We start from the raw sequence: 24,834 nt of genomic DNA, 5'->3' as shown, positions 1-24,834 counted from the left end.
CAGGGGCAGCGGCTCGGAGGAGGTGACCAGCTCGCGCAGCGGGTGGCGGGCCAGGACCGCGTCCACCTCCGGCGTCAACGCCGCCGCCAGCCGGGTGGCCACGGGCAGCGTGTCGTCGAGCAGGGTCGTCGCCGCGGCCAGCACCACCGCCCGCCCGGCGTCCTTCGGTACTCCCGCGGCGGCCCGCCGGTACAGCTCGGCCCCCTCCTCGAGCACCAGGCCGGCGTCGATGCCGGCCGGGACCTTGATGCGCGCGGTGTGCCGCCAGGTGGCGACGGGGTCGCTCCACGCCTCCACCCGGTACGTCCAGTTCCCCGGCGCGTCCGGGGTGACCTCGGCTCCCCAGCGGTCGCTGCCCGGGGCCAGCTCCCGCATCGGCGTCCAGGGCCCCGGCCGGCCCTCGGGGTCCTTCAGCACGACGTTGGCGGCCACCGCGTCGTGCCCCTCCCGGAACACGGTGGCGGTGACCTCGAACGTCTCTCCCGTCACCGCCTTCGCCGGACGCCTGCCGTTCTCCACCACCGGCTGGACGTCCCGGACCGGGATACGTCCGATCCCCACGGTCGCGCTCATCAGCATCTCACCTCCGCCGTGCTCGGGGGCCGGGCGCGGGCCCGGCCCATTGGGTTGGGCCGATCGGGTCAGACCGCGCCCGAGGGGGCCTTGTGCCCCGACGGGGCGAGCCGCTCCGGCTGTTCCTGCGCATGGGTGACCAGGTTCGTCCGCAGATACCTCTCGGCGGCGTCCGCGGCCTCGCGTGCGCAGCGCTTCCCCATCAGCACGCAGAGGGTGTAACCGGCGTCCTCGAAGGTGGCCCGGACGGTGAGGTCCGTGGGGGACGCCAGCATCGAGCGTTCCCAGGCGCGGTAATGCCGCAGCTGCCGGGCGACTTCGCTCTTCGCGGGGAGCAGCATGGCCGGTCACCTTCCGGACGGTCCGGTGATACGGACGATCGAGTTCTTCACACATGGTGCACGGGTGGTGACGCCCCGTCTTGTTGGATCTTCAACTGCTTTCCGCCGCCCGCTCCGGCCCCGGATTCCGGCCCCCGAACGGTTCGTGTTGCACGAATGGACTACCGCTCCCACTCTGGAGTGACTCAGAAGCGATCAGCGCTCACGCTTCGTGATCGGGGAGCCCGTCCCCCAAGGGACGAGGAGGAGCGAGAGCCTTCGCGGTGAGGAGCCACGACGATGAAGACCGCAGTGCCCTGCTACTACCACCTCGACGTGGAAGTGAGCCCGGAACGGGTCGGACAGGTCAGGCGCATCCTGGCCGCTCACCTCCGGTTCTGGAACCTGGACAACCTCGTCGACCCCGTCTGCTCGGGCGCGGAGATGCTGCTCCGGGCGATCGACGAGCACGCCAGCGACAAGAACACGTCGATCGAGATGTGGTGGAACCACCAGCACCTCATCACGGCCGTGGGGGGCAACGACCAGGCGCTCCGGGTCGACCAGGACCTGCGCACCTGTCTGCAGCACCTCGCCGCCAACAGCGACGGCTGGGGCTGCTGCGCCACCGACACCGGGGCGAAGGTCATCTGGTTCTCGCGCCGCGCCCGCGCCGGCGAACGCGTCCCGCTGGTGGAGAGGTCGCCCGAGCCGATCACCCAGGAGGGGCTGGAAGTGCCGCGAGAGATCATGCCGGTGGCCCAGGTGGCCGGCCGGGCACGTACCCGCGACGGCATTCTGGAGGAGGCCCGGTGACCCGCGCCAGGCCGAACTGGAAGGGGTCGCCCGTGTGGAGCGGGCACCCCTACCCCCTGGGGGCCGTGTACGACGGACAGGGCACCAACTTCGCCCTGTTCAGCGAGGTCGCCGAGCGGGTCGACCTCGTGCTCGTCGACGACGACGGCGGCCACAGCAGCATCCCGCTGCCCGACGTGGACGGCTTCGTCTGGCACTGCTACCTGCCCGGCGTCGGCCCGGGGCAGCGCTACGGCTACCGGGTCCACGGCCCGTGGGCCCCGGCCGTCGGCCACCGCTGCAACCCGGCGAAGCTGCTCCTCGACCCGTACACCCGCGCCGTGGACGGGATGGTGGACAACCACGCCTCCCTCTTCGAGCGGGCCAAGGGCCGGGCCGACCCGGGCGACAGCGCCGGGCACACCATGCTCGGCGTGGTCACCGACCCCTTCTTCGACTGGGGCGACGACCGCCCGCCCCGGCGCCCGTACTCGGAGAGCGTCATCTACGAGGCCCACGTCCGGGGACTGAGCCGCACCCACCCCGACGTGCCCGAGGAACTGCGCGGCACCTACGCGGGCCTCGCGCACCCGGCGGTCGTGGACCACCTCACCTCACTCGGCGTGACCGCCGTGGAACTGATGCCGGTGCACCAGTTCGTCCACGACGGCGTGCTCCAGGACCGGGGCCTCGTCAACTACTGGGGCTACAACACCATCGGCTTCTTCGCCCCGCACAACGGCTACGCCGCCCTCGGCACCCGCGGTCAGCAGGTCACCGAGTTCAAGTCGATGGTCAAGACCCTGCACGAGGCCGGCCTCGAGGTGATCCTCGACGTGGTCTACAACCACACCGCCGAGGGCAACGAGAAGGGCCCCACCCTCTCCTTCCGCGGCATCGACAACGCCTCGTACTACCGCCTGGTGGACGGCGACTGGCAGCACTACTACGACACCACCGGCACCGGCAACAGCCTGCTGATGCGCCACCCCTACGTGCTCCAGCTGATCATGGACTCGCTGCGGTACTGGGTCACCGAGATGCACGTCGACGGCTTCCGCTTCGACCTCGCGGCCACCCTGGCCCGGCAGTTCCACGAGGTGGACCGGCTGTCCGCGTTCTTCGACCTCATCCAGCAGGACCCGGTGATCAGCCGCGTCAAGCTGATCGCCGAGCCCTGGGACGTCGGCGAGGGCGGCTACCAGGTGGGCAACTTCCCGCAGCTGTGGTCGGAGTGGAACGGCAAGTACCGCGACGCCGTACGGGACTTCTGGCGCGCCGGGGAGCACACGCTCGGCGAGTTCGCCTCCCGGCTGACCGGCTCCTCCGACCTGTACCAGCACAGCCGCCGCCGCCCCCGCGCCAGCGTCAACTTCGTCACAGCGCACGACGGTTTCACGCTGCGCGACCTCGTCTCGTACAACGACAAGCACAACGAGGCCAACGGCGAGGACAACCGGGACGGCGAGAGCCACAACCGCTCCTGGAACTGCGGCGTCGAGGGCGACACCAGGGACCCGGCCGTCCGGGAGCTGCGCGGCCGCCAGCAGCGCAACTTCCTGGCCACGCTCCTGCTCTCGCAGGGCATCCCGATGATCTGCCACGGCGACGAACTGGGCCGCACCCAGCGCGGCAACAACAACGCCTACTGCCAGGACAACGAGATCTCCTGGATCGACTGGCGGCTCGGCGACGAGCAGCGCGCGCTGCTGGACTTCGCCCGGCGCCTGATCGCGCTGCGCGCCGACCACCCGGTGCTGCGCCGGCGCCGCTTCTTCCGCGGGGAGACCCGCACGCACGCGGACCAGCCGCTGCCCGACCTGGTGTGGCTGCTGCCCGACGCGCGGGAGATGACCGACGACGACTGGCAGCGCTCGGACGCGCACACCGTCGGCGTCTTCCTCAACGGAGACGCCATCGCCGAACCCGACCCCCGCGGCCGGCCCGTGGTGGACGACTCCTTCCTGCTGCTGCTCAACAGCCACTGGGAGCCGGCCGTCTTCCGGCTGCCCGACGCCACCTACGGCGAACGCTGGACCGCCCTGGTCGACACCGCCGACCCGGACGGCGTCCCCGACGAGGCCGAGCACAAGGCGGGCACCCGGCTGACCGTCGAGCAGCGCAGCCTCGTGCTGCTCTCCCGGCCCTCCCGCACCGGCCGGTGAGCCGGTGAGGTCAGCTGCCGAGACGGCGCGCGGTCACCGTGAACTGCGCGCCGTCGGCGTCCCGGAGCACCGCCTCGTCGGCGCTCAGCGAGAGCACGCTGCCGCCGTGCCGCTCCGCGACGCGGGCGCAGGCCGTGACGTCCTCGACCGCGAAGTGGATCTGCCAGTGCGGCCGGACGGCCGGGTCGGGGGCCGCCCCCAGCGCTCCCGACTCGATGCGGGCCACGACCTCGCCCTCGTGGCGCAGGACCACCTCGTCGCCCTCGTACCGGACCTCGCAGCAGCCCTGTCCCGACGCCCACTCGAAGATCTCGCCGTAGAAGATGGCGGCGTCGAAGGCGTCACGGGTGTGCAGCCGGATGAAGGCGGGTCGCTTGGTGCGCCAGGCGTCCCAGTCCGAGAACAGCTCGCCCTCCCAGATCCCGAACGTCGCACCGTCCCGGTCGGCGAGCAGGGCCGCACGCCCCGGCGGCAGGGAGATCGGCCCGACCGCGGTGGTGCCGCCTCGCTCCTGCGCCCGGGACACGGCCTCGTCCGCGCTGCGCACGGCGAAGTACGGCGTCCAGGCCACCGCCATCTGCCACATCGCGGCGACGGCGGCGATCCCGGCGACGGGCACCCCGTCGGCCAGGGCGATCCGGAAGGGCTCGCCCAGCTTGGCGGGCCGCCACCGCCAGCCCAGCACGGCGGTGTAGAAGTCCTCGGTGGCCCGCAGATCACGGCTGGTGAGACTCACCCAGCAGGGGGCCCCGTACACGGAGTGCGTGGACAGGAGGCTCTCCCCGCGGGTAGAGGAGGTCGTGTCGTGGTTCATGGCAGTCGTGTCCTGGTCTCGTCCACCGGCAGCCACCGGCTCCACACCAGTGTCCGGCCGGGAGTGCGGCGGGCGCCTGGCGAGTACCCCGCAGGCGGCGCCGAAACGGTGGCGCACCCGCCCCGGACGGCCCAGTGGCGCGTCGGCGCGCCACTGGTGAGGATGGAGGCCCGGAGGTGACCATGCCCCCCACCGACGTGTGCCCGGGCACCGGCCCGGCTTTCGACCCGGACGAGGTCTTCCGGCTGCAGGAGCAGGTCCGGCAGCTCAAGGAGGCGGTCGTCTCGCACGCCGTCGTCGACCAGGCGATCGGTGTGGTCATCGCGCTCGGCGGGGTGACGCCGGACGAGGGGTGGATCGTCCTGAAGGAAGTTTCCCAGCATACGAACATCAAACTCCGCAATGTGGCGGAAACGATACTCATCTGGAGGCGCACCGGAGTGATGCAGCCGGAGATCCTGGCCGCTCTGGAGGACCGTCTGGGACGGCCCGGACCCGGCGGCCGCTGAGCGGGCCCGCGCTCAGCGGGCCTCCGCCAGGATCTCCTCGCGTATCCGGTCGAAACAGCCGGTGAGCAGCCGGGAGACGTGCATCTGGGAGATGCCGAGCTGCTGGGCGATGCTGCTCTGTGTCATCCCACCGAAGAAGCGCAGGTACAGGATGGTGCGCTCGCGCTCGGGCAGCGCCTCCAGGCAGGGCCGGACGGCCACCCGGTCGACGACCGCGTCGAAGGCGGGATCGGGGCCGCCCAGCGCGTCACCGAGGGCGTACCCGTCGGTGCCGGGCATCTCCGCCTCCAGCGACAGGGCGGAGAAGCACTCCAGGGCCTCCATGCCGGTGCGCACCTCGACGGTGGTGAGCTGTGCGTGCTCGGCGATCTCCTCGACGGTCGGGGCGCGCCCGGGCGTGGTCTGCGCCAGCTCCTTCGCCGACCTGCGGACCCGGTTGCGCAGGTCCTGGATGCGGCGCGGTACGTGCAGGGTCCACATGTGGTCGCGGAAGTGCCGTTTGATCTCGCCGGTCACGGTCGGCACCGCGTACGCCTCGAAGGCGTGGCCCCGCTCGGGGTCGTAGTGGTCGACGGCCTTGACCAGGCCGAGGGCCGCCACCTGATAGAGATCCTCCAGGTTCTCGCCGCGGCCCCGGAAGCGGACGGCGATCCGCTCCGCCATGGGCAGCCAGACCCGGATCAGTTCGTCCCGCAGCGCCTTGCGCTCGGGTCCCTCGGGCAGCCCGGCGAGCCGGTCGAACGCGGCGGCGGTGTCGGGAGCGTCGTCGTGCGGGTGGGGCTGGGTTCTGCCGGCGACACGCATCACGCGCACCTCCCTCAGCAGGGGTGCTGGCAAGTCCTCGTATATATGGATACTGAGCGCGAATGCCCCGAACGGCCACTCGAACGGCTGCGTACCGGTGAACCGGTGCCGCCGCCGTCGCGGGACGTGATGTGCGGCACGCTCCCGGTGATCGCGCGGACCGGCGTCGGCGGATCGTCCCTGGGCAACGCTTGATCACCGATCAAAAGGGACGAAGTCCCTGGCCACAGCGCATTCCGCTCATTTGACAGTGCGCTGAGCGTGCGGATAGGAAGCAGCGTCGAGAGGTCGAGAGGGGCACCGTGTACGAGCCGAACGTCGTCGGGGACTGGCAGGAGTACGACGAGCACGCCGGCCTGCGGGTCCGCGTCCACCGTCTTGAGCCGGCCGAGCCGCCGCGTGGCCGTGACGACGCCGCCGAGGGGCTGACGTACTTCCGGGTCCGGGTGACCGTCGAGAACCGGGGCGGGCGGCAGCTCGGCATCCACCTGGAGGACGGCCAGATCGACGTGCGGATCGGACCCGACGGGGAGAGCGCCTTCCTCGACTGGCGCAACTCGCAGTTCATCGAGGGGTTCGACGTCTACCCGCTGCGCCGGGCCACGGCCGTGCTCTACGCGGCGGGCCCGGAGGCGAGCCTGACCCAGGTGGACGTGCAGGTGCAGCTGAGGGTGGACGAGGAGTGGGCCGACCGCCGGCTGTGGAGCGGCGCCCTCGGGCTGCCCGACGGGGCCGGCGCCACGCCGTGCGGCGGGGTGCGGGACGAGGGCCTCGCCCACCAGGTGAGCGCCTTCCTGCGGGGCCAGTCGGAGGAGGGCTCCGGCTGACCCGCCCGGCGGCCGCCCCTCAGTGCGCGATGCCGTCGATGATCTCCCGGGCGCCCTGCCGCAGCAGGGCCACCGCGACGGAGGTGCCCAGGGTCGCCGGGTCGAGCCGGCCGGCCCACTCGTGGGCGTTCAGCCTGACCTTGCCGTCCGGGGTGAACACGCAGGCGCGCAGGGAGAGTTCACCGCTCCGCTCCACGTGGGCGTACCCGGCGATCGGGCTGTTGCAGTGCCCCTGCAGGACGTGCAGGAACATCCGCTCCGCGGTCGCCTCCCGGTGGGTCTCCGGGTGGCCGAGGCCGCTCACCGCGTCGATCAGGCCGCTGTCGCCCTCCCGGCACTGCAGGGCGAGGATGCCAGCGCCGATCGGCGGCATCATCGTCTCGGGGGAGAGGACCTCGCTGATCACGTCGCTCCGGCCGATGCGCTCCAGGCCGGAGACCGCGAGCAGCAGCGCGTCCGCCTCGCCCGCGGCGAGCTTCGCCAGCCGCCGGTTGGCGTTGCCGCGGAAGGGCACGCATCGCAGGTGCGGGTGGGTGGCGGCCAGCTGGGCGACCCGGCGCACCGAGGACGTGCCGACGCGCGTCCCCTCCGGCAATTCGTCCAGGGTGAGCCCGTCCGGGTGGACCAGCGCGTCCCGCACGTCGTCCCGCTCCAGGAACGCGGCGAACACCGTACCGGCGGGCAGCGGCCGGTCGGCGGGCACGTCCTTGACGCAGTGCACCGCGAGATCGGCCTCGCCCGACAGCAGGGCGGCGTCGACCTCCTTGGTGAACGCGCCCTTGCCCTCCACCTGCGCGAGGTCACCGAGCCACTTGTCGCCGGTGGTCCTCACCGGGACGACCTCGGTGCGCACGCCGGGGTGGAGGGCCGCCAACTCGGCCCGTACGCGCTCGACCTGAGCGAGCGCCATGGGGGAGTCGCGGGAGACGATGCGGATCAGTTCGGGGGCGGACATGCGGACACGATAGTGCCCCGGGGCGCCCGGGGCCGCACGCTTTGCCCGACCGGCACCGGGTCCCGCCTCGCGTCAGGCGTTGGGGTCGAAGGCGATGCCGGCGGGCTTGGCGGCGGCCAGGTGGGAGGCGAAGCTGCCGTCCTTGAGGCCGAAAGTGGCGCTGCCGAAGTCGTAGGCGCTCAGCTTGTCGCGCAGGCCCGCCGGATAGCCGTTCCAGCCCACCAGCGCCGGGTACTGCCAGGTCCCCTGGTGGTTCTCCGGCGGCTCGTCGCCCGCGGTCGCCGGGCGGAAGCAGTGGGTGCTGATGCCGTCCTTGTGGTAGACGATCTTCGGATGGGTGCCGTCGAAGCGGACGGCCGAGCGCTCGTGCACGCTGAACGACCCGTGGTTGGACGTCGACACGTACCGCACGGTGTCGTCTTTCACCCACACCACCACGTGCTCCCAGTCGTGCCGGTGGCCGCCGAGGCTCGTGCCGGGCAGGGCCTGGTCCTTCTCGAAGTAGAGGCCGTACATGTAGGCGCACCAGCCGTTGTCGCACTTGGCGCGCGAGTAGCCGTTGGTGTTGTCCAGGTCGGAGGCGTCACGGCAGTTGCCGTTGAGGGCGCCGGTCGGGTTCAGCCCGCCGTTGACCGCTCCGTCGGCGCCGACGGCCGGTGTGGGGTAGCAGCCGTCGGTGTCGTAGTCGTAGGCGGGCTGGTACGCCCGCTCCAGGCTGTCGGCGTTGCCGGGCAGCCCCGGCGGCGGGGCGGCGAACGCGGTGGCGGGAAAGGCGACGACGAGGGCGAGGGCACCGAGCGGTACGGTGAGCCATCTCCTGCGCGGCGTCGTGACGGTACGCGGGGGCATCGCGTCCTCCTCAGGCTGGGGCAGCCCAACGGCTGTGGGGGGAAGGGGAGTTCAGGTTCCCTGCTTTTCCCTCCCGCGCCAAGGGCGCACAGGCGTCCCCGCGGTGAAGGCCGGCCCAACACCTGACCCGGCGTCACACCCTCACACCAGGTCGTCCGGAACGTCCGCGGCCGACTCCTCGGGGGCCAGGTCCGGGCGCAGCCGGAGCCAGGACGGCTGGCGCAGCATGCCCTCCCGGGTGCGTGTGCTGTAGCGGACCTCGCCGACCAGCCGGGGCACGACCCAGCGCGCGCCCGGCACCCGTGGCACCGGGTCGAAGGGGCAGACGTCCGTCGCGGCGGCGGCCAGCAGCGCGGCCAGCTCGGCGCGCTCGCCCGCGCTCCAGCCGGTGCCGACCCCACCGACGTAGCGCAGCCGGCCCGCGGCGCGCTGGCCGACCAGGACGGCGCCGGGGAGGCCGCCGAGCCGTCCCTTGCCGGGCAGCCAGCCGCCCACCACCACGTCCTCGCTGCGCATGTTGCGGATCTTGATCCAGGCCCGGGAGCGGACGCCGGGCTCGTACACCGAGTCCAGCCGCTTGCACACCAGCCCCTCCAGGCCGTGCTCGCGGGTGGCCCGCAGGGCCTGTTCGCCGTGCCCGACCAGGGCGGCCGGGGTCGACCAGGAGGGCCCGCCGAGACCCAGGTCCGTCAGCCGTTCGCGGCGGCCGGTGTAGGGCAGGCGCAGCAGGGAGCGCCCGGCCAGGTGGAGGGCGTCGAACAGGACCAGGTGGACGGGGGCCCTCGCCGCCCGGTGCGCGGCCCGGCCGGGGGCGTGCGCGAGGCCCATCCGGGACTGGAGCAACTGGAAGTCGGCACGGCCCTGTTCGTCCAGGGCCAGCACCTCGCCGTCCAGTACGGCGGGCGTCTCGCCGAGCGCGGTGCCGAGCGGCGCCAGCTCCGGATAGGCGCCGGTGATGTCCTGGCCGGAGCGGGCGCGCAGCAGGACGCTGCCGTCGCCGGGCAGGTAGACCACCACGCGCTGCCCGTCCTGCTTGGTCTCGTAGGCCCAGCGCGCGTCCTGTCCGGCACACGGCAGGGCGCCGGGGGTGGCGAGCATGGGAGGGATCAGCGGCAGCTCCACGGGTCAGTACTCGACCCGTCCGGGCGCCGTCACGCGCGTTGCCCGCCAGGTTCGCCTGAACGGCGCCGGTCCCCGGGCGGCACCGGCGCCGTCGCGGTCAGCGCACGGAGGCGGGCTCCGTCGCGGTGCCGTCGGCCGGTGCCGGGCCCGCCACCGGGCCGGCCGGGCGGTGCCGGGGGATGAACGACGCGATGGCGAAGGCCAGCAGGGCCGCGCCGGCGCCGATCGCCATGACCACCTTGAACGCGTTCTCCGACGGCAGGGCGAAGCCGCCGAGGTCGATGGTCAGCTGGGCCAGGATCACACCGGCGATGGCACTGGCGACCGAGGTGCCGAGGGATCGCATGAGGGTGTTGAGGCTGTTCGCGGCGGCCGTCTCGCTCGGCGGCACCGCACCCATGATCAGCGACGGCATGGCGCCGTAGGCGAAGCCGATGCCCGCGCTGATGACGCAGGAGACCAGGACCAGGTGCCAGACCTCCGCCATCAGCACGATGTTCAGGCCGTAGCCGGCCGCCACGATCAGGGCGCCGATCATCAGCGTCACCTTCGGGCCCCTGGACTTGGAGACCTTCGCGGAGACCGGGGCGAACGCCATCATCACCAGGCCGGACGGAGCCATCACCAGACCCGTGGTCAGCAGTGAGCGCCCGAGCCCGTAACCGGTGGCCTCGGGCAACTGCAGCAGCTGCGGAAGGACCAGGGACATCGCGAACATCGAGAAGCCGATGGCGACGGACGCCAGGTTGGTGAAGAGCACCTGGCGGCGGGCCGTGGTACGCAGGTCCACCAGGGGCTCCGGGGTGTGCAGCTCCCACCAGCCCCAGACCAGCAGGATCACCCCGGCCGCCGCGAACAGGCCGAGGGTGGTGGCCGAGGACCAGCCCCAGTCGCCGCCCTTGGAGATGGCCAGCAGCAGGCTCGCGAGACCGGCGGCCATGCCGATGCCGCCGAGCAGGTCGAAGCGGCCGCCGGTGCGCACGGCAGACTCGGGCACCAGAGCCAGGACCAGCACCAGGGAGACGGCGCCGAGCGCGCCCGAGAGCCAGAACAGCATGTGCCAGTCGAGCTTGTCCGCGATCAGCGCGGCGGCGGGCAGGCCGAGCGCGCCGCCGACCCCGAGGGAGGCGCTCATCACCGCGGTGGCACCGGCCAGCCGCTCGACGGGCAGTTCGTCGCGCATGATGCTGATGCCGAGCGGGATCACGGCGGCGGACAGGCCCTGCAGGGCGCGACCGGCGACCATCGGGACCAGCGCGTCGCTCAGTCCGCAGACCGCGGAACCGGCGATCAGCAGCACCAGGCTGAGCAGCAGCATCCGCCGCTTGCCGAACATGTCGCCGAGCCGGCCGACGACCGGGGTGGCCACCGCGGAGGCGAGCAGCGTGGCGGTCACCGCCCAGGCCGCGTCCGAGGCCGACGCGTCCAGGAGCTTCGGCAGCTCCGGGATGATCGGGATCACCAGGGTCTGCATCAGCGCGACGACGATCCCGGCCAGGGCCAGTACCGCCACCACGGCGTTCGGCCGTGGTGAGGCGGGGGAAGCGGGCATGGAGGAGCCTTTCGGACGAGGAGTCTTGCGACGGGTGCGGGAAACCGGAACGCGAACTTTTAAGTCAGTCGCTTGAAGTATCGTACGGGGTATGGAGACCGAACGCCCGTCCGGGCCGGACGGTGACCCGGAGCCGCCGCGCCGTAGGCTTTCGTGAGAACCCGCCGCACGACGGCGGACCTGCGACGACTCGAGGGACTGGTCGGCGCGGGCGGTACGGAGAAAGTCCCGGCGCGGTGGTGATCATGGCGGGCAGGGCGGTCCGGACGGAACAGGTCAGCGCGACGCGGCAGCTGATCCTCACCACCGCTGAGCGGCTGTTCGCCGAGCACGGGGTGTACGCGGTCTCCAACCGTCAGGTCAGCGAGGCCGCCGGGCAGGGCAACAACGCCGCGGTCGGCTATCACTTCGGCACCAAGGCGGACCTCGTCCGGGCCATCGCGCAGCGCCACTCGGAACGCGTCGAGGAACTGCGCGCCCGGCAGCTCGCCGCCCTCGGCGACTCGTCCGACCTGCGCGACTGGGTGGACTGCCTGGTCCGTCCCCAGTTCGACCATCTGGCGGCGCTGGGCAGCCCCACCTGGTACGCGCGGTTCTGCGCCCAGGTCATGACCGACCCGGCGCTGCGGCAGATCATGACCGAGGAGTCCCGGGCGTCCCGCTCGCTGCGGGCGATCATCGAGGGGCGCAACCGGTGCATGCCGGCGCTGCCGGACGAGGTCCGCGCGGAGCGGGGCGACATGGCCCGGCACCTCATCGTGCACACCGCGGAGGAGCGCGAGCGGGCCCTGGCGGAGAACCGGCCCACCCCGCGCGCCAGCTGGCAGGACGCGGCCGACGGCCTCGTCGACGCCATCGTGGGCATGTGGCTGGCTCCCGTCACCCGCCGGACGTGAACCGTTCGGCACCCGGTTCTTACCGTCGAGTAATATCGCGCGGCAGGCCCCCCGGAGGAGGAACCGTGCCACGGTCCGAACGCTCACCCCTGCTGCTCGCCGGCCTGCTGGCCACCGCGGGCGTCGCCCATTTCGCCCAGCCCCGCACGTTCGACGCGATCGTGCCGCGCGCCCTGCCGGGCACACCCCGGGCATGGACGTACGCCAGCGGCGCCGCCGAACTCGCGCTGGCCGCCGGACTCGCCGCACCGCGCACCCGCAAGGCCGCCGCGCTGACCGCCGCCGCCTTCTTCGTCGGGGTGTTCCCCGCCAACGTCAAGATGGCCTGGGACTGGCGGCACCGCCCCGCCCCCCAGAAGGCCGCCGCCCTCGGACGGCTGCCCGTGCAGGTGCCGCTCGTGCTGTGGGCCCGCGCCGTCGCCCGGGGCGGCGAGGGCCGGTCATGAGCGCGCTCCCCGCCGCGGGAGACACCGCCGAGGACGCTGCCGGACGAGACCGGCACCCCGCGCCACCTGTCCGAACTGCCGGGGTCGGCAACAAGGCACCGTCGCCTGGAGCCGGCCTGAGCCGAACGCACCCCCTGCCCGCCGAGGACTTCACGCTGCCGGACGAGACCGGCACCCCGCGCCGCCTGTCCGAACTGCCGGGGTCGGCAACAAGGCACCGTCGCCTGGAGCCGGCCTGAGCCGAACGCACCCCCTGCCCGCCGAGTTCACCGCGGTCGGCGCCCGGCCCGTCGGCGTCAGCGGTGACCCCGTCGAAGCCGGAGGCCGTCGGCGGTGAGATCAGGATGAACACGCGCGCCGACCGCGCCCTCGCCGCGCTCCGCGCTCACCGGCCGTGACGGGGCCGCCCGCGCTCCGCCCCGGTTGATACCGCATCGTCCTGGGATGATCCTGGACGGCATGGAGGACTCCTCCGCCGCGATGATCGTCGACGCCCGCGGACTGGTGACGGGCTGGAGCGACGGCGCGCGGCGGCTCACCGGATACGCGGCCGAGGAGGCCGTGGGACGCCCCGCGCGGGACCTGCTCGCGCGGGACGCGCCCGCCCGCCCCCTGGCCCGCACCGCCCCGTCCGGCCTGTCCGGCACCGTCCTGGTCCGGCACCGGGACGGCCACCCGGTGAGCCTGCGGCTGCGGATCTGCCCGCTGCTGGGCGCCGACGGCACACCGGACGGCTACCTGGCGACCGCCGAGGCACCCGGCGGCCCCGTGCCCTCGCTGACCGACGACGCCGTACGGCAGGCCTCCCTGTCCCTGTCCGTCCTCGACCCCGGCCTGCGCTTCGTGCACGTCAACGACTCCGCGTGCCGGCTGATGGGCAGATCCGAGGAGGAACTGGTCGGCCGCAGCCTGCCCGACGCCCTGGCCGAGTTCGAGGGCGACGCGCGCAGCTTCCTGCACCACCTGCGGGTGGTCACCGACCGGGGGCGGCCCGTCCAGTACGAGAGCTACGCGCCCGCGCCCGCCGGCAGCCGCCCGCACGCCTGGACCGTGGAGATCTGGCCGGTCCACGACGCCTCCGGCACGCTCACCGCCGTCGCGATGGCGGCGCTGGAGAGCACCGAACAGCACCGGGCCCGGGAGCGGCTGGCCCTGCTGAACGCGGCCGGCGCGGTCGGCAGCACCCTCGACGTCGTCCGTACCGCCGAGGAACTGGTCGGGCTCCTCGTGCCCCGGTTCGCCGGTTTCGCCGGCGTCGACCTGCTCGACTGGGTCCTCGGCACCGACGAACCCCTCGCCGCGCCACCCGGGACCGGCGAACTGCGCCGGGTCGCCCACGCCTCCGCCACCGAGGGCTTCCCCACCCCCGCCGTACACCTCGGCGGGAGCGAGGTCCACCCGCCCGACAGCCCACCCGCCCGGGCGGTGCGGGAGGGCCGCGTCGTCCTCAGCGGCCCCGGCGACCCGGAGTTCGACCGGTGGATGCGCACCCGTGAGGCCGAGGCCCCGCACAACCGCCCGTTCCGCGAAGCCGTCTGCTCGACCCTGTCCGTTCCGCTGCGCGCCCGGGGCACCACCCTGGGCGTCGCGCTCGCCGTCCGGACCGCGCCCCGGGAGCCGTACGCCGCGGAGGACGCCGTACTGGCCGAGGAACTGGTCTCCCGGGCCGCCGTCTCCGTGGACAACGCCCGCCGTTTCGCGCGCGAGCGCTCCACCGCTCTGGCGATCCAGCACAGCCTGCTGCCCAGGGACCTGCCCGGACAGGCCGCGGTCGAGGTGGCCCACCGCTATCTGCCCTCCGCGTCCGCCGCGGGCATCGGCGGCGACTGGTTCGACGTCATCCCGCTCTCCGGCACCCGCGTCGGCCTCGTCGTCGGCGACGTCGTGGGCCACGGCATCCCGTCCACGGCGACCATGGGCCGCCTGTGCACGGCCGTGCGCACCCTCGCCGACGTCGATCTGCCCCCCGACGAGCTCCTCACCCACCTCGACGACCTGGTCACCCACCTCGCGGCCGGCGGCGCGGACGACGGCGCCGAGGCGGAGACCGCGGAGCTGGGTGCCACCTGCCTGTACGCCGTGTACGACCCCGTCTCCCGCCGACTGGCCCTGGCCGCCGCCGGTCACCCCGCGCCCGCCCTCCTCCTCCCCGACGGCACCACCCGTCTCGTCGACATGACCGCCGGTCCGCCGCTCGGCGTGGGCGGACTGCCCTTCGAGGCGACGGAGCTGGAACTGCCGGAAGGCTCCGTCGTCGCCCTCTACACCGACGGCCTGGTCGAGGACCGCGATCGCGACGTCGACCACGCCACCGCAGAACTGTGCCGGGCGCTGGCCGCGCCCGCGACCTCGCTCGACGCGCTGTGCGACGGCGTGCTCAAGGCGGTGCTGCCCGAGGAGCCCGGCGACGACGTGGCGCTGCTGCTGGCCCGTACCCGGGCGCTGGGCGAGGACCGGGTACGCACCTGGGACGTCCGCCCCGACCCCTCCGGAGTGGCGGCCACCCGGCGGTCCGTCGGCGAGCAGCTGACGGCGTGGGGGCTGGACGACACGGCCTTCGTCACCGAACTCGTCGTCAGCGAGCTGGTCACCAACGCGATCCGGTACGGCGAGCCGCCCATCCAGCTGCGCCTCATCCGCCACACCGCCCTCATCTGCGAGGTCTCCGACGCCAGCTCCACCTCGCCCCACCTGCGCCGCGCCCACGCCTTCGACGAGGGCGGCCGGGGACTGCTCCTGGTCGCCCAGCTCACCCAGCGCTGGGGCAGCCGCCAGACCGACACCGGCAAGACCATCTGGGCAGAACAGGCCCTGCCCGCGCGGTAGACCGGCCGCGCGGGCCCCGACTCGCGGGTCCCTACTCCGCGCCGTCCTGTGCCGCCACCCGCGCCAGCGTGCGGCCGGTGCGCGCGGACCGGGCCCGCCGGGGATCCGGGGTGCCGTGCCCGCGTCCGCCGCCGGCCGTCTTCACCAGCAGCCACGCCGCGTCCTCACCGCCGCCGTCCGGGCCGCCGCGGAACCGGGTCAGCGCGTACTCGCCGCGCAGCTTCGCGCCGTGCAGCCGGAACCTGGCGTGTCCGTGCGCCAGCGACTCGGCGAAGTCGACCGGCCTTCCCCGGCGGTCGTGGCTCAGCGGCTCGTAGGTGCCGTGGTCCCACACGATGACCGTGCCGCCCCCGTACTCGCCCGCCGGGATCACGCCCTCGAACTCCTCGTACTCCAGCGGGTGATCCTCCGTCGGCACCGCGAGCCGCTTGTCGCTCGGGTCCGCCGACGGGCCCTTCGGCACCGACCAGGACTTCAGCACGTCGGCCACCTGCAGCCGGAAGTCGAAGTGCAGGGTGCTCGCGTCGTGGATCTGCACGACGAAGCGCGGCGCCCCGCCGTCACCGGGGGCCCGGCCCTCGCCGGCCGCAGGCCCGACTCCGGCGGGCTCCCCGGTCCGGCCGAAGTCCCGTTTGCCGTGGTATCCGCGCAGCCCGTCGTCCTCGCCGTCCACCTGCCGCTCCTTCCCGGGAGACTCGGTCCCCGCCGACCCGGACCGGGTACCCGCTCAGAACTCCTCGTGCACCTCGGGGTCGCCGCCGATCCGCCGGTGGGCGCGGTCGGCCACCGCGCGCAGCTGGCCGGCGTCCAGCTCGAAGCCGAAGACGTCCAGGTTCGCCCGCTGCCGCGCCGGGTCGGCGGACTTCGGGATCGGCACCGCGCCCAGCTGGGTGTGCCAGCGCAGCACCGCCTGCGCGGACGTCACACCGTGCGCCGCGGCGACCTGGGCGACGGCGGGATCCTCCAGCAGGTCGCTGCCCCGGCCCAGCGGGCTCCAGCTCTCGGTGCGGATGCCCTTGCGCTCGTGGAAGGCGCGCAGCTCGTCCTGCGGGAGGAGCGGGTGCAGCTCGATCTGGTTGACGGACGGCAGGACGCCCGTCTCCTTCTCCAGCCGCTCGATGTGCTCCGCCGTGAAGTTGGAGACGCCGACCGACCGCACGAGACCTTCCTCGCGCAGCCTGACCATCGCCTTCCAGGAGTCGACGTACTTGTCCACGCGCGGCAGCGGCCAGTGGATCAGGTACAGGTCGACGTACTCCACCCCGAGACGGGCGCGGGACTCCTCGAACGAGGCGAGCGTCTCCTCGTAGCCGTGGTGCCGGCCCGGCAGCTTGGTCGTCACGACGATCTCCTCGCGGGGAACACCGGCGGAGGCGACACCGCGTCCGACGCCGGTCTCGTTGCGGTAGTTCGTCGCCGTGTCGATCAGGCGGTACCCCGCCTGGAGGGCCTCGCGGACCGCCCGCTCGGCCTCGTCGTCCTTCATCGGCCAGGTGCCCAGGCCCAGGGCGGGGAGCGTGCTGCCGTCATTGAGCGGGTACGCCGGGATGCTGATCACCGTGGGACCTTTCCTCGACTGTGCGCGGCGGTGTGCCGCCCGTCCAGCCTGGCCCACGCAAGGACCGGTGATCAACCGGACGGCGCGGCGGAGGGTCTGTCACGATCTGCGCATGACGACCCACAGCGCGAAGGACACGGCAACGGACACGACGACGGGAATCGAGGTGCAACCCGTCGCCGGGCACATCGGCGCCGAGATCCGCGGCGTCGACCTCGCGGCGGGCCTCGACGCGTCGCAGGTCGCCGCGGTGCGGGCGGCGGTACTGCGCTGGAAGGTGGTGTTCTTCCGCGACCAGCGCCTCGACCACGCCGGACACGTCGCGTTCGCCCGCCTCTTCGGCGAACCGGTCGTCCTGCCCCGGCGCGGCAAGGCGTCACCGGCCGGCTTCCCGGAGATCGAGACGACCGCCGACCGGCTGGAGCTGGGCGGGCGGTTCGGGATGGAGCACGAGGAGTGGCTGCGGCGCCGGCGCCACACGCTGCTGCGCGGCTGGCACTGCGACCACGGCGCCCGCGTCGACCCGCCGGCGGCCACGATCCTGCGCGCCGAGACGGTGCCCCCCTACGGCGGCGACACCACCTGGGCGAACCTCGCCGCCGCCTACGCCGGGCTGTCCGCCCCGCTGCGCGCCTTCGTCGACACCCTGCGCGCCGAACACCGCCTCGGCGTCGGCTACCAGCCCCGGCCCGGCGACGACGCGTACCTCCGGCACCTCCTCGACCACCAGACGGCGACCGTGCACCCGCTGGTCCGCGTCCACCCGGAGACGGGGGAGCGGGTGCTGTTCGTCAACGGCTACTACGTCGAACAGATCACCGGGCTCTCCCGCCCCGAGAGCGCGGCGGTACTGGAACTCCTCGTCGAGCAGGCCACCCGCCCCGAGTACACCGTCCGCTTCCGCTGGGAGCCCGGCAGCGTCGCCTTCTGGGACAACCGCGCCACCATCCACCTCGCTCCCGGCGACCACGCCCACCCCCGGACCATGCACCGGGTGATGCTCACCGGCGAGGTACCGGTCGGGGTCGACGGCACCCCGTCCGAGCCGGTCGTCGGCAGCGAGGCGGGCCGCTGGTGAGACGGGCCCCCGGGGAGGCGGGCCGGGCGCCGGTCACACCAGGGGGATCGTCACCTCGTCCTCGACCGGCGGGTCCTCCTCCTGCGCCCGGTTGCCGGTGGCGGCGTAACAGCGCAGCCGGACCGACTCCGGCGTCACGTCCAGGCGCAGGAAGCACTTGAAGAAGGGCGGGCTGTACGTCGCCGAACCCGGCGAGAACACCGACGTGTAGATCTTGCGCACGGGCAGCCGGAACCGCTTGCGGCGCTCGGGCCGCCGCGCGGTGCCGAGCAGTCCGGCCACGATCCGGGTGCGCCGGGTGACCCGCGCGCCGTCCCCCGGGGCGCGGCCGGTGCGGATGCCGAGGCGTTCGGCGATCACGGCCGTCGCCTCGGCCTCCGTGAGGGTGAACAGGCGTCGCAGCCGCAGCCGGCGGCCGTACAGGGCGCTGTAGAAGGCCAGCGAGTCGCCGCGCAGCGGGTAGGAGCGGAAGTCGTCCTCGGTGACACCGGCCACCGAGACGCGCGGGATGGTGTGGGTGGCGTGCATGAACGCACCGCCGCCGCCTGCCACGACGTACTGCACGATGCGGCCGCCCACGTCGACCGGATAGCGCTGGTAGTTGTGGATGTCGCCGCCGATCGCCGCGACGTAGTGGTGGGCCGGGTCGCGCACGATGTCGTCGACCGTGCCGCCGCCCTCGACGGCGCACGGGTGGTACTCGCCGTCCACGTACAGGGGCGAGCCGGTGACCAGGATCTTCGGCCGGTCTCCCGCCGACACCTCGCGCAGCCAGGCGCCCTGCTCGGCGTCGACGGTGCCCAGCAGCCCCGTGTCGATGCCGACGATCCTGACCGGCCCGGCGTCGACGGCCCAGTACGGTCCCGGCTGGACGGCCTGCTGGGAGGGCGCGGCGCGCAGCTTGCGCGCCTCGTCCAGGCGGGCGCCGTCGTCCGGGCGCGGCCGGTGCCACAGCAGGGAGCGCAGCCACGCGGCGGTGAACGGGCGTGGCGCGGGTTCCGGCGGCAGGGGCGGGGCGTCGTCGCAGAAGACGCGCATGAAGGCGCCGAGGTCCTCGTACCAGTCGTGGTTGCCCGGTATCGCGTATATGGGTGCCCGGTAGTCGCGGTAGGGGCGGAAGAACTTCGTGCCGTAGTCGTCGGCACTGCCCACCGGGTAGATCACGTCGCTCGCGAGGACCGCGAACCGGGTGTCCCTTCCCGCCTCCAACAGCCCCGGCACGACGGCGTACTGGGGGTCGTCGCCCTCTCCTGTGTCGCCGATGACCAGGAAGGAGAACCGGTCGGGGTCCTCGCGCCGGATCACCTTGTCGGCCGGCGCCCCGGCCGCCGCCCGCTGTGCCGTCCAGCGGGAGCGGGTGCGGCCCGTGGGGTCACCGAACCAGGAGGCGAGCACGCCGTTGCGGGCGGCCCACAGCGTGCTCGGGCTCAGCCAGGACAGCTTCTCGGTGCGCCCCGGCATGAGCGCTCGGTAGGCGCCGGGCTCGGCGGAGCCCCAGCCGGCGCCTTCGGCGGAATCGCGTGAGGAGTTGGACACCCGGGCACGGTAACAACGCCCGGACCCGGGCCCGGACGGGGGGAGGCGCGCGCCAACTCCCGTCCGGTACGGGCCGTTTCGAGGTGGACGGGCTCAGAACGTCCGCTTCAGGAGGTCGAGCAGGGCCGCCCAGTGCCGCTCGGTCGCCTCCGCGTCGTAGGACGCGGTGTCGGCCTGTGTGTAGCCGTGGTGGGCACCGGCGTAGACCTCGCAGCGGTGCCGTACACCGGCCGCCGTGAGGGCCGTCGCCAGGCGCTCCTGCTGCTCGGCGTCCATGCCCGGGTCGTGGTCCGCGTGGGCGAAGTACGCCTCGGCGGTGATGTCCCCGGCCACCAGGTGCGGACTGTGCGGACCGTCCGTCGCCAGGTTCGCGCCGTGGAACCCGGCCACCGCGGCGACCCGGTCCGGATACGTGCCGGCGGTGCGCAGGGCGAGTCCGGCGCCCATGCAGTAGCCGGTGAGCGCGACCGGGCCCGCGGCAGCCTCGGGACGGCCGGCCAGCCAGCGCAGACAGGCGCCGGCGTCCCGCATCGCCCGGTCCGGGGTCAGCGACCGCATGATCGGGACGAGCCGCTGGAAGAGCGCCGGCCGTGTCTGCGAGTCGATGAACTCGGGCAGCTCCACGACGGGCGCCCGTCCGGTGCGGTAGAAGACGTTCGGCACCAGGACGGTGTACCCGGCACCGGCCAGCCGGTCGGCCATCGACCGCAGGGACGGGCGCAGCCCGAAGGCGTCCATGTACAGCAGGACCGCGGGATGCGGTTCCCCGTCGGCCGGGTGGGTCAGGTAGGCGTCTGCGGTGCCGTCGTCGGTGGGGACGTCGACGGCGGTTCCCGCGGTGGCGGTCATGGTGTGGTGTGCCTCTTTCTCTTCTTCCTCGGTCCCTCGGTGGACGCTTCGCTACTCGAACCGGGACGTGTCGCCCGCGCCCCGCCGCACGATCTCCGCCTCGCCGCCGGAGAAGTCGACGACCGTGGTCGGCTCGGTGCCGCAGTCCCCGGAGTCGACGACCGCGTCCACCACGTGGTCGAGCCGGTCCTTGATCTCCCAGCCCTGGGTCATCGGCTCCTCCTCGTCGGGCAGCAACAGCGTGCTGGACAGCAGCGGTTCACCGAGCTCGGCGAGCAGGGCCTGGGTGACGACGTGGTCGGGGATGCGCACGCCCACGGTCTTCTTCTTGGGGTGCTGGAGCGCGCGCGGCACCTCCCTCGTCGCGGGCAGGATGAAGGTGTAACTGCCGGGCGTCGACGCCTTGATCGCCCGGAACACGTCGTTGTCGATCTGCACGAACTGTCCGAGCTGCGCGAAGTCCTGGCAGACCAGGGTGAAGTGGTGCCGGTTGTCCAGTTGACGGATCGACCGGATGCGGTCGATCCCGTCGCGGCTGCCCAGCCGGCAGCCGAGCGCGTAGCAGGAGTCCGTCGGATACGCGATCAGCGCGCCGGAACGGACGCTGTCGGCGACCTGGGCGATGCTGCGCGGCTGGGGGTTGTCGGGGTGCACGTCGAAGTACTTCGCCATTCACCGAGCTTATGCCCGCTCGCCCGCCCCGCCCGACAGGCCCGGCACCGGCCCGGCCGCCGAGGCCGGAAGGGGCCCGCGCACAGGGCCATGAGGTAACGTCCCGGACCTGGGCCGGGGACGAGACGAGACGGGGAGAAGGCCGACGTGGCGGGCCGAGAGGACGGCGGACGACAGCGGACGTCCGAGGCCGGTGAGCACGCGGGCTGGGCGCGGGAACTGCTCGAGCACCTGCGCCCGGCCGGACGCGACCTGAACCGGGTCGTGGCCTGGCTCGCCGGCACCGCGGACGCGACCGTCTCGCTGCAGGACGGCACCGGCCGGCTGCTGGCCGGCACCCGCGTGCCGCTGGACCAGGGTCTGGTCGCCGACGTCACGGCCGGCCGGATCGCGTCGGCCGCACTGCAGGACCGGGGCCGCCATCTGCGGCTCGTCCGCGTGGAGGGAGCCCAGCCGGCGCAGGCCGCCGTCCTGACGGTGGCGCGCGAAGCGCCCTTCGACCGGCGCGTCTCCGACATCGTCACGCACACCGCCCAGGTGGTCGAGCTGCTGCTGACCGGCCACGAGTCGGCCGCGGCCGGACACCGGCTGCGGCGCGCCACCTCCGACCTGCGCCTGGCCATCTTGCAACTGCTGATGGTGGAGGACACCGTCTCCGCCCGCCGCGTCGCCGCCGGACTGTGGCCCGGACTCCTCGACACCGACACGGCGTGCGTGTACGTCGTGGAGAGCAGCCCCGCCGAACGGGACCGCCTCGCGGAGGAGTGCCTGGCGGTCACGGGCGAGCGGGCGCTGGTCGTGCGGTGTCCGGCGGTGGACGGCCACGTCATCGTGCTCGCCCCGCGCGACACGGCCGGGCAGGAGCTGCGCTCGCTGGTCGCCCGCCGCCCGGGCGTGTTCGTCGGCGGCAGCGCGCGGCAGGGCCTCGCCCGCACCGCGGCCGCCTACGGACAGGCCGTCAGCGCCCTGGCCGTGGCCCGCTTCCGCCCGCAGAAGGCGGCCCTGTACGCCGAGCGGACCCGCCCCGAGCGGCTGATGGACCCAGCGCGGCTGCACGACTGGACGGCCGGTGTGCTGAGCCCGCTGGACCGACTGTCGCACCACACGCGTGCCGAACTGCTCGCCACCACCCGGCTCGGCCTGGAGTTCACCGCCGTCAGCACGGCGAAGGTCCTCGGCGTCAGCCGCAACACGGTCCGCGCCCGCATGGACCGGGTCGAGTCGCTGCTGCGCACGGACTTCACCGACCTGACCGTCCGGGCCGCCGTCCACCTCGCCCTGAACACCCAGATGGGCCTCGCCGAGCCCCCGCCGGGGGCCGGCCCGCGGAGCGGCGCCACCCGGCTCACCGACCTGCTGTCCGGGCCGGCGCTGCGCACCTGGGCCGCCGACCTGCTCGGCCGCCTCGACCCGGACGCCCGGGACCTGCGGCGCAGCCTGCGCACCTGGATCGCCGCGGGCGGCAACGCCGAGCGCGCCGCCCAGAAGCTCGGCATGCACGCGCAGACCGTCCGCGACCACGTCCGCAGCGCCGAGCCCGTCCTGGAACGTCAGCTGCTCGCCGCAGGCAGCGACCTGTACGAGGTCGTGCTGGCCCACCTGGCGGCCGGTGACCTCGACCAGCCGGTCCTGCACGGGACGAAACCGGGCCATCCGGACTCACCTGTGCACGAGTGAGTCCTCCGGGCCCGGCAGCGGGCATCGGCACGATTCACAACGGCGCACCGTCCACGTAGGTTCGACGCGACGGGGGCACGACCGGAACGGGGGACCGGTCGCGCCCCCTCGGCCGGTCAGCCGTGGGGCAGGATCACCGCGCGGCCGTTGACCTTGCCCTGGTGCAGCCGCTCGTAGGCGAGCGGGGCGTCGTCCAGGGAGTACGTCTCGGTGTGCACCGACACGGCACCCGAGCGGGCCAGGTTCAGCACCTCGATCAGCTCGCTGCGGCTGCCCCAGTACGGGGCGTTGACCGACACCTCGAACGGCAGTACGCCGAAGCCGACGGGCAGCGATCCGCCGCCGATGCCGACCAGGGTGACATCGCCCTCGACGGCCGCGACGGCCCCGGCGGTCTTCACCGTGGGCGCCACGCCGACGAAGTCGAACACGGCCTCGGCGCCGAGGCCGCCGGTGAGTTCGCGCACGGCGTCCGCGGCCTTCGCGTCCGACAGCACCGCCTCGTGCGCGCCCACCGCGCGGGCGAGGCGCAGCTTCTCCTCGCTGACGTCCAGGGCGACCACCCGGGCGGACGTCAGGGCGCGCAGCAGCTGGATGGCGACGTGGCCGAGACCGCCGGTGCCGATGACCACCGCGGTCGAGCCGGGGACCAGCTTGGGCAGCGACTGCTTGATCGCGTGGTACGGCGTCAGTCCGGCGTCGGTGAGCGGCACCGCAGCGACCGGGTCGAGCCCGTCGAGCGGGACCAGGTGCCGGGGGTCGTCGATCAGCAGGTACTCCGCCATCGAGCCCGGGCGGCCGAGCCCGGGCGGGCGGATGCCCAGCTCGTCGGCGCGCAGGCAGTAGTTCTCCTTGCCCTCCGCGCACTTGGCGCAGGTGCCGCAGCCCCAGGGGCCGTACACGGCGACCGCGTCGCCCTCGGCGAGCCCGGTCACGCCGGCGCCGAGCGCGGCCACGGTGCCGACGCCCTCGTGGCCGAGGGTGAGCGGCAGCTCGTACGGGAAGCCCTCGGCGGGCCAGCTCATCACCGCGATGTCGGAGTGGCAGACTCCGGCCGCGGTCACCTTCAACAGCACCTGGCCGGGGCCCGGTTCCGGGTCCGGGACCGTGACGACCTCGGGCGGGGCCCCGATGGTGCGGTACTGAAGTGCCTTCATGATCGAACTCCTTCGTTCTCTCCCCCCGGGGCGGGTGGGCGCTGGTCAGACGGCGGTGTAGGCGCCGTCGACCAGGTGGTAGCTGCCGGCGACGAAGGAGGCGCGGTCCGACAGCAGGAAGGCGATCAGCTCGGCGACCTCCTCGGCGCGTCCGAGACGGCTGGCCGGGTGCAGGGCGACCAGGCCGTTGTAGGCGGCCTCGTCCATGGTCTTGAGCAGCGGGGTGTCGATGAAGCCCGGGCCGACCGCGTTGATCCGGATGCCCCGGGCGGCGTACTCGGCGGCGGCCGCCTTGGTCAGCCCGACCACGCCGTGCTTGGCGGCGACGTAGGCGGGGGAGCCCGCGAAGCCGACCGAGCCGAGGATGGAGGCGACGTTGACGATGGCGCCGCCCTTGCCGGCCGCCTCGAGGGCGGGCAGTTCGTAGCGCATCGAGTAGAAGACGCCGTCCAGGTTGGTGCGCACGACGCGCTGGTAGGCCTCCACGTCGTACTCGCCGGTCGGGGCGCTGGGGCCGCCGATGCCGGCGTTGTTGACGGCGAGGTCCAGCGCGCCGAACGTGTCGACGGTGAACCCGACGGCCGCCTCGACGGACTCCGGACGGGTGACGTCCAGCTCGACGGCGGCGGCCTCGACGCCCTCGGCCCTCAGGTCGGCGGCGGCCTTCTCGGCGCCCTCGGCGTTGTAGTCGGCGACGACGACCCGGGCGCCGCCGGCGCCGAGCCGGCGGGCGGTGGCCAGGCCGATGCCGGAGGCGGCGCCGGTGACGAGGGCGGTACGCCCGGCGAACTCGGCGGCGTGGCCGTTGGCGGGGGTGGTGGCGGGGGTGGTGCCGGTGGTGCTCATGATGCGGT

24 protein-coding genes and 1 pseudogene are annotated in these 24,834 nt (G+C 73.5%); 10 read left to right on the top strand and 15 right to left on the bottom strand.

Features of this window, described 5'->3' with window-relative positions; translation table 11 throughout:
* Both ACZ6IM_RS18650 and ACZ6IM_RS18645 read right to left on the bottom strand, forming a co-directional pair.
* The coding region (locus ACZ6IM_RS18650; RefSeq protein ID WP_469557592.1) for a maltotransferase domain-containing protein at positions 1 to 579 on the bottom strand (579 nt) is incomplete at its 3' end.
* Positions 580 to 641: 62 nt separating this feature from the next.
* Positions 642 to 914, bottom strand: coding sequence for a DUF5133 domain-containing protein (locus ACZ6IM_RS18645; RefSeq protein WP_052840436.1), 273 nt, complete (start codon positions 912 to 914; stop codon positions 642 to 644).
* 279 nt (positions 915 to 1,193) lie between these two features.
* On the opposite strand from ACZ6IM_RS18645, the gene ACZ6IM_RS18640 reads away from it, so the two are divergent.
* Positions 1,194 to 1,709, top strand: a complete 516-nt coding sequence (locus ACZ6IM_RS18640; RefSeq protein ID WP_052840435.1) for a hypothetical protein — start codon at positions 1,194 to 1,196, stop codon at positions 1,707 to 1,709.
* Positions 1,706 to 3,853, top strand: coding sequence for a glycogen debranching protein GlgX (gene glgX / locus ACZ6IM_RS18635; RefSeq protein WP_469557590.1), 2,148 nt, complete (start codon positions 1,706 to 1,708; stop codon positions 3,851 to 3,853). The genes ACZ6IM_RS18640 and glgX overlap by 4 nt, the downstream gene beginning before the upstream one ends.
* 10 nt (positions 3,854 to 3,863) lie before the next feature.
* Here the strand turns inward: glgX and ACZ6IM_RS18630 are convergent, their stop codons facing one another.
* Positions 3,864 to 4,667 carry a VOC family protein gene (locus ACZ6IM_RS18630; RefSeq protein WP_052840433.1) on the bottom strand — a complete coding sequence of 268 codons (804 nt, stop codon included), beginning with the start codon at positions 4,665 to 4,667 and terminating at the stop codon, positions 3,864 to 3,866.
* Between the two features lie 182 nt (positions 4,668 to 4,849).
* Between ACZ6IM_RS18630 and ACZ6IM_RS18625 the strand changes: the two genes are divergently transcribed.
* Entirely contained in the window at positions 4,850 to 5,176 is a 327-nt protein-coding gene (locus ACZ6IM_RS18625; RefSeq protein WP_052840454.1) for an ANTAR domain-containing protein, read from the top strand.
* Between the two features lie 12 nt (positions 5,177 to 5,188).
* Here ACZ6IM_RS18625 and ACZ6IM_RS18620 read toward each other — a convergent pair whose 3' ends face one another.
* Positions 5,189 to 5,980 carry a SigB/SigF/SigG family RNA polymerase sigma factor gene (locus tag ACZ6IM_RS18620; protein ID WP_052840432.1) on the bottom strand — a complete coding sequence of 264 codons (792 nt, stop codon included), beginning with the start codon at positions 5,978 to 5,980 and terminating at the stop codon, positions 5,189 to 5,191.
* A gap of 302 nt (positions 5,981 to 6,282) precedes the next feature.
* Between ACZ6IM_RS18620 and ACZ6IM_RS18615 the strand changes: the two genes are divergently transcribed.
* A complete protein-coding gene (locus tag ACZ6IM_RS18615) occupies positions 6,283 to 6,807 on the top strand; it encodes a hypothetical protein (protein ID WP_052840431.1) in 525 nt (174 codons plus the stop codon).
* A gap of 19 nt (positions 6,808 to 6,826) precedes the next feature.
* On the opposite strand, the gene hemC is transcribed toward ACZ6IM_RS18615, so the two are convergent.
* From hemC to ACZ6IM_RS18595, 4 genes are all read right to left on the bottom strand, one after another.
* A complete protein-coding gene (gene hemC, locus ACZ6IM_RS18610; protein ID WP_052840430.1) occupies positions 6,827 to 7,762 on the bottom strand; it encodes a hydroxymethylbilane synthase in 936 nt (311 codons plus the stop codon).
* A gap of 72 nt (positions 7,763 to 7,834) precedes the next feature.
* Positions 7,835 to 8,611, bottom strand: coding sequence for an NPP1 family protein (locus ACZ6IM_RS18605; protein WP_469557587.1), 777 nt, complete (start codon positions 8,609 to 8,611; stop codon positions 7,835 to 7,837).
* Between the two features lie 141 nt (positions 8,612 to 8,752).
* Positions 8,753 to 9,733 (bottom strand): ATP-dependent DNA ligase, encoded by a 981-nt coding sequence (locus tag ACZ6IM_RS18600; protein ID WP_052840428.1) that lies wholly within the window; start codon positions 9,731 to 9,733, stop codon positions 8,753 to 8,755.
* A 97-nt stretch (positions 9,734 to 9,830) separates the two neighbouring features.
* Complete coding sequence (locus ACZ6IM_RS18595) at positions 9,831 to 11,285, bottom strand: MFS transporter (RefSeq protein WP_052840427.1); 1,455 nt, start codon at positions 11,283 to 11,285, stop codon at positions 9,831 to 9,833.
* Between the two features lie 245 nt (positions 11,286 to 11,530).
* Between ACZ6IM_RS18595 and ACZ6IM_RS18590 the strand changes: the two genes are divergently transcribed.
* The 4 genes and pseudogenes from ACZ6IM_RS18590 (at position 11,531) to ACZ6IM_RS18575 (ending at position 15,453) form a co-directional block, all read left to right on the top strand.
* A complete protein-coding gene (locus ACZ6IM_RS18590; RefSeq protein WP_052840453.1) occupies positions 11,531 to 12,181 on the top strand; it encodes a TetR/AcrR family transcriptional regulator in 651 nt (216 codons plus the stop codon).
* 65 nt (positions 12,182 to 12,246) lie between these two features.
* Positions 12,247 to 12,627 (top strand): DoxX family protein, encoded by a 381-nt coding sequence (locus tag ACZ6IM_RS18585; protein ID WP_052840426.1) that lies wholly within the window; start codon positions 12,247 to 12,249, stop codon positions 12,625 to 12,627.
* Between the two features lie 116 nt (positions 12,628 to 12,743).
* A pseudogene (locus ACZ6IM_RS18580) lies at positions 12,744 to 13,025 on the top strand (thioredoxin domain-containing protein).
* Positions 13,026 to 13,086: 61 nt separating this feature from the next.
* Positions 13,087 to 15,453: a SpoIIE family protein phosphatase gene (locus ACZ6IM_RS18575; RefSeq protein WP_469557609.1), complete on the top strand. Its 2,367-nt coding sequence runs from the start codon at positions 13,087 to 13,089 to the stop codon at positions 15,451 to 15,453.
* A 31-nt stretch (positions 15,454 to 15,484) separates the two neighbouring features.
* Here ACZ6IM_RS18575 and ACZ6IM_RS18570 read toward each other — a convergent pair whose 3' ends face one another.
* Entirely contained in the window at positions 15,485 to 16,126 is a 642-nt protein-coding gene (locus ACZ6IM_RS18570) for a DNA polymerase ligase N-terminal domain-containing protein (protein ID WP_469557585.1), read from the bottom strand.
* Positions 16,127 to 16,180: 54 nt separating this feature from the next.
* Positions 16,181 to 17,011, bottom strand: coding sequence for an aldo/keto reductase (locus ACZ6IM_RS18565; protein ID WP_469557583.1), 831 nt, complete (start codon positions 17,009 to 17,011; stop codon positions 16,181 to 16,183).
* A gap of 112 nt (positions 17,012 to 17,123) precedes the next feature.
* Between ACZ6IM_RS18565 and ACZ6IM_RS18560 the strand changes: the two genes are divergently transcribed.
* Entirely contained in the window at positions 17,124 to 18,089 is a 966-nt protein-coding gene (locus ACZ6IM_RS18560) for a TauD/TfdA dioxygenase family protein (RefSeq protein WP_469557581.1), read from the top strand.
* 33 nt (positions 18,090 to 18,122) lie between these two features.
* On the opposite strand, the gene ACZ6IM_RS18555 is transcribed toward ACZ6IM_RS18560, so the two are convergent.
* From ACZ6IM_RS18555 to ACZ6IM_RS18545, 3 genes are all read right to left on the bottom strand, one after another.
* On the bottom strand, positions 18,123 to 19,625 hold the full coding sequence (locus ACZ6IM_RS18555) for a metallophosphoesterase (protein WP_052840422.1): 1,503 nt from the start codon (positions 19,623 to 19,625) through the stop codon (positions 18,123 to 18,125).
* Positions 19,626 to 19,718: 93 nt separating this feature from the next.
* Positions 19,719 to 20,474 (bottom strand): dienelactone hydrolase family protein, encoded by a 756-nt coding sequence (locus ACZ6IM_RS18550; protein ID WP_052840421.1) that lies wholly within the window; start codon positions 20,472 to 20,474, stop codon positions 19,719 to 19,721.
* A gap of 51 nt (positions 20,475 to 20,525) precedes the next feature.
* The gene (locus tag ACZ6IM_RS18545) at positions 20,526 to 21,146 is read right to left on the bottom strand and encodes an L-threonylcarbamoyladenylate synthase (RefSeq protein ID WP_052840420.1); all 621 of its coding nucleotides are present in this window, start codon (positions 21,144 to 21,146) and stop codon (positions 20,526 to 20,528) included.
* A gap of 147 nt (positions 21,147 to 21,293) precedes the next feature.
* Here ACZ6IM_RS18545 and ACZ6IM_RS18540 point away from each other — a divergent pair, with 147 nt between their 5' ends.
* On the top strand, positions 21,294 to 22,823 hold the full coding sequence (locus ACZ6IM_RS18540) for a helix-turn-helix domain-containing protein (RefSeq protein ID WP_052840419.1): 1,530 nt from the start codon (positions 21,294 to 21,296) through the stop codon (positions 22,821 to 22,823).
* A gap of 116 nt (positions 22,824 to 22,939) precedes the next feature.
* Here the strand turns inward: ACZ6IM_RS18540 and ACZ6IM_RS18535 are convergent, their stop codons facing one another.
* On the bottom strand, positions 22,940 to 23,980 hold the full coding sequence (locus ACZ6IM_RS18535) for an NAD(P)-dependent alcohol dehydrogenase (RefSeq protein WP_052840418.1): 1,041 nt from the start codon (positions 23,978 to 23,980) through the stop codon (positions 22,940 to 22,942).
* 45 nt (positions 23,981 to 24,025) lie between these two features.
* Complete coding sequence (locus tag ACZ6IM_RS18530) at positions 24,026 to 24,826, bottom strand: SDR family NAD(P)-dependent oxidoreductase (protein ID WP_469557578.1); 801 nt, start codon at positions 24,824 to 24,826, stop codon at positions 24,026 to 24,028.
* Positions 24,827 to 24,834 lie beyond the last annotated feature (8 nt).

The sequence above is a fragment of the Streptomyces sp. NPDC042336 genome (assembly GCF_055581985.1).
The sequence above is the reverse complement of the archived record's forward strand: the minus strand, read 5'-3'. Positions and strand labels throughout refer to the sequence as shown.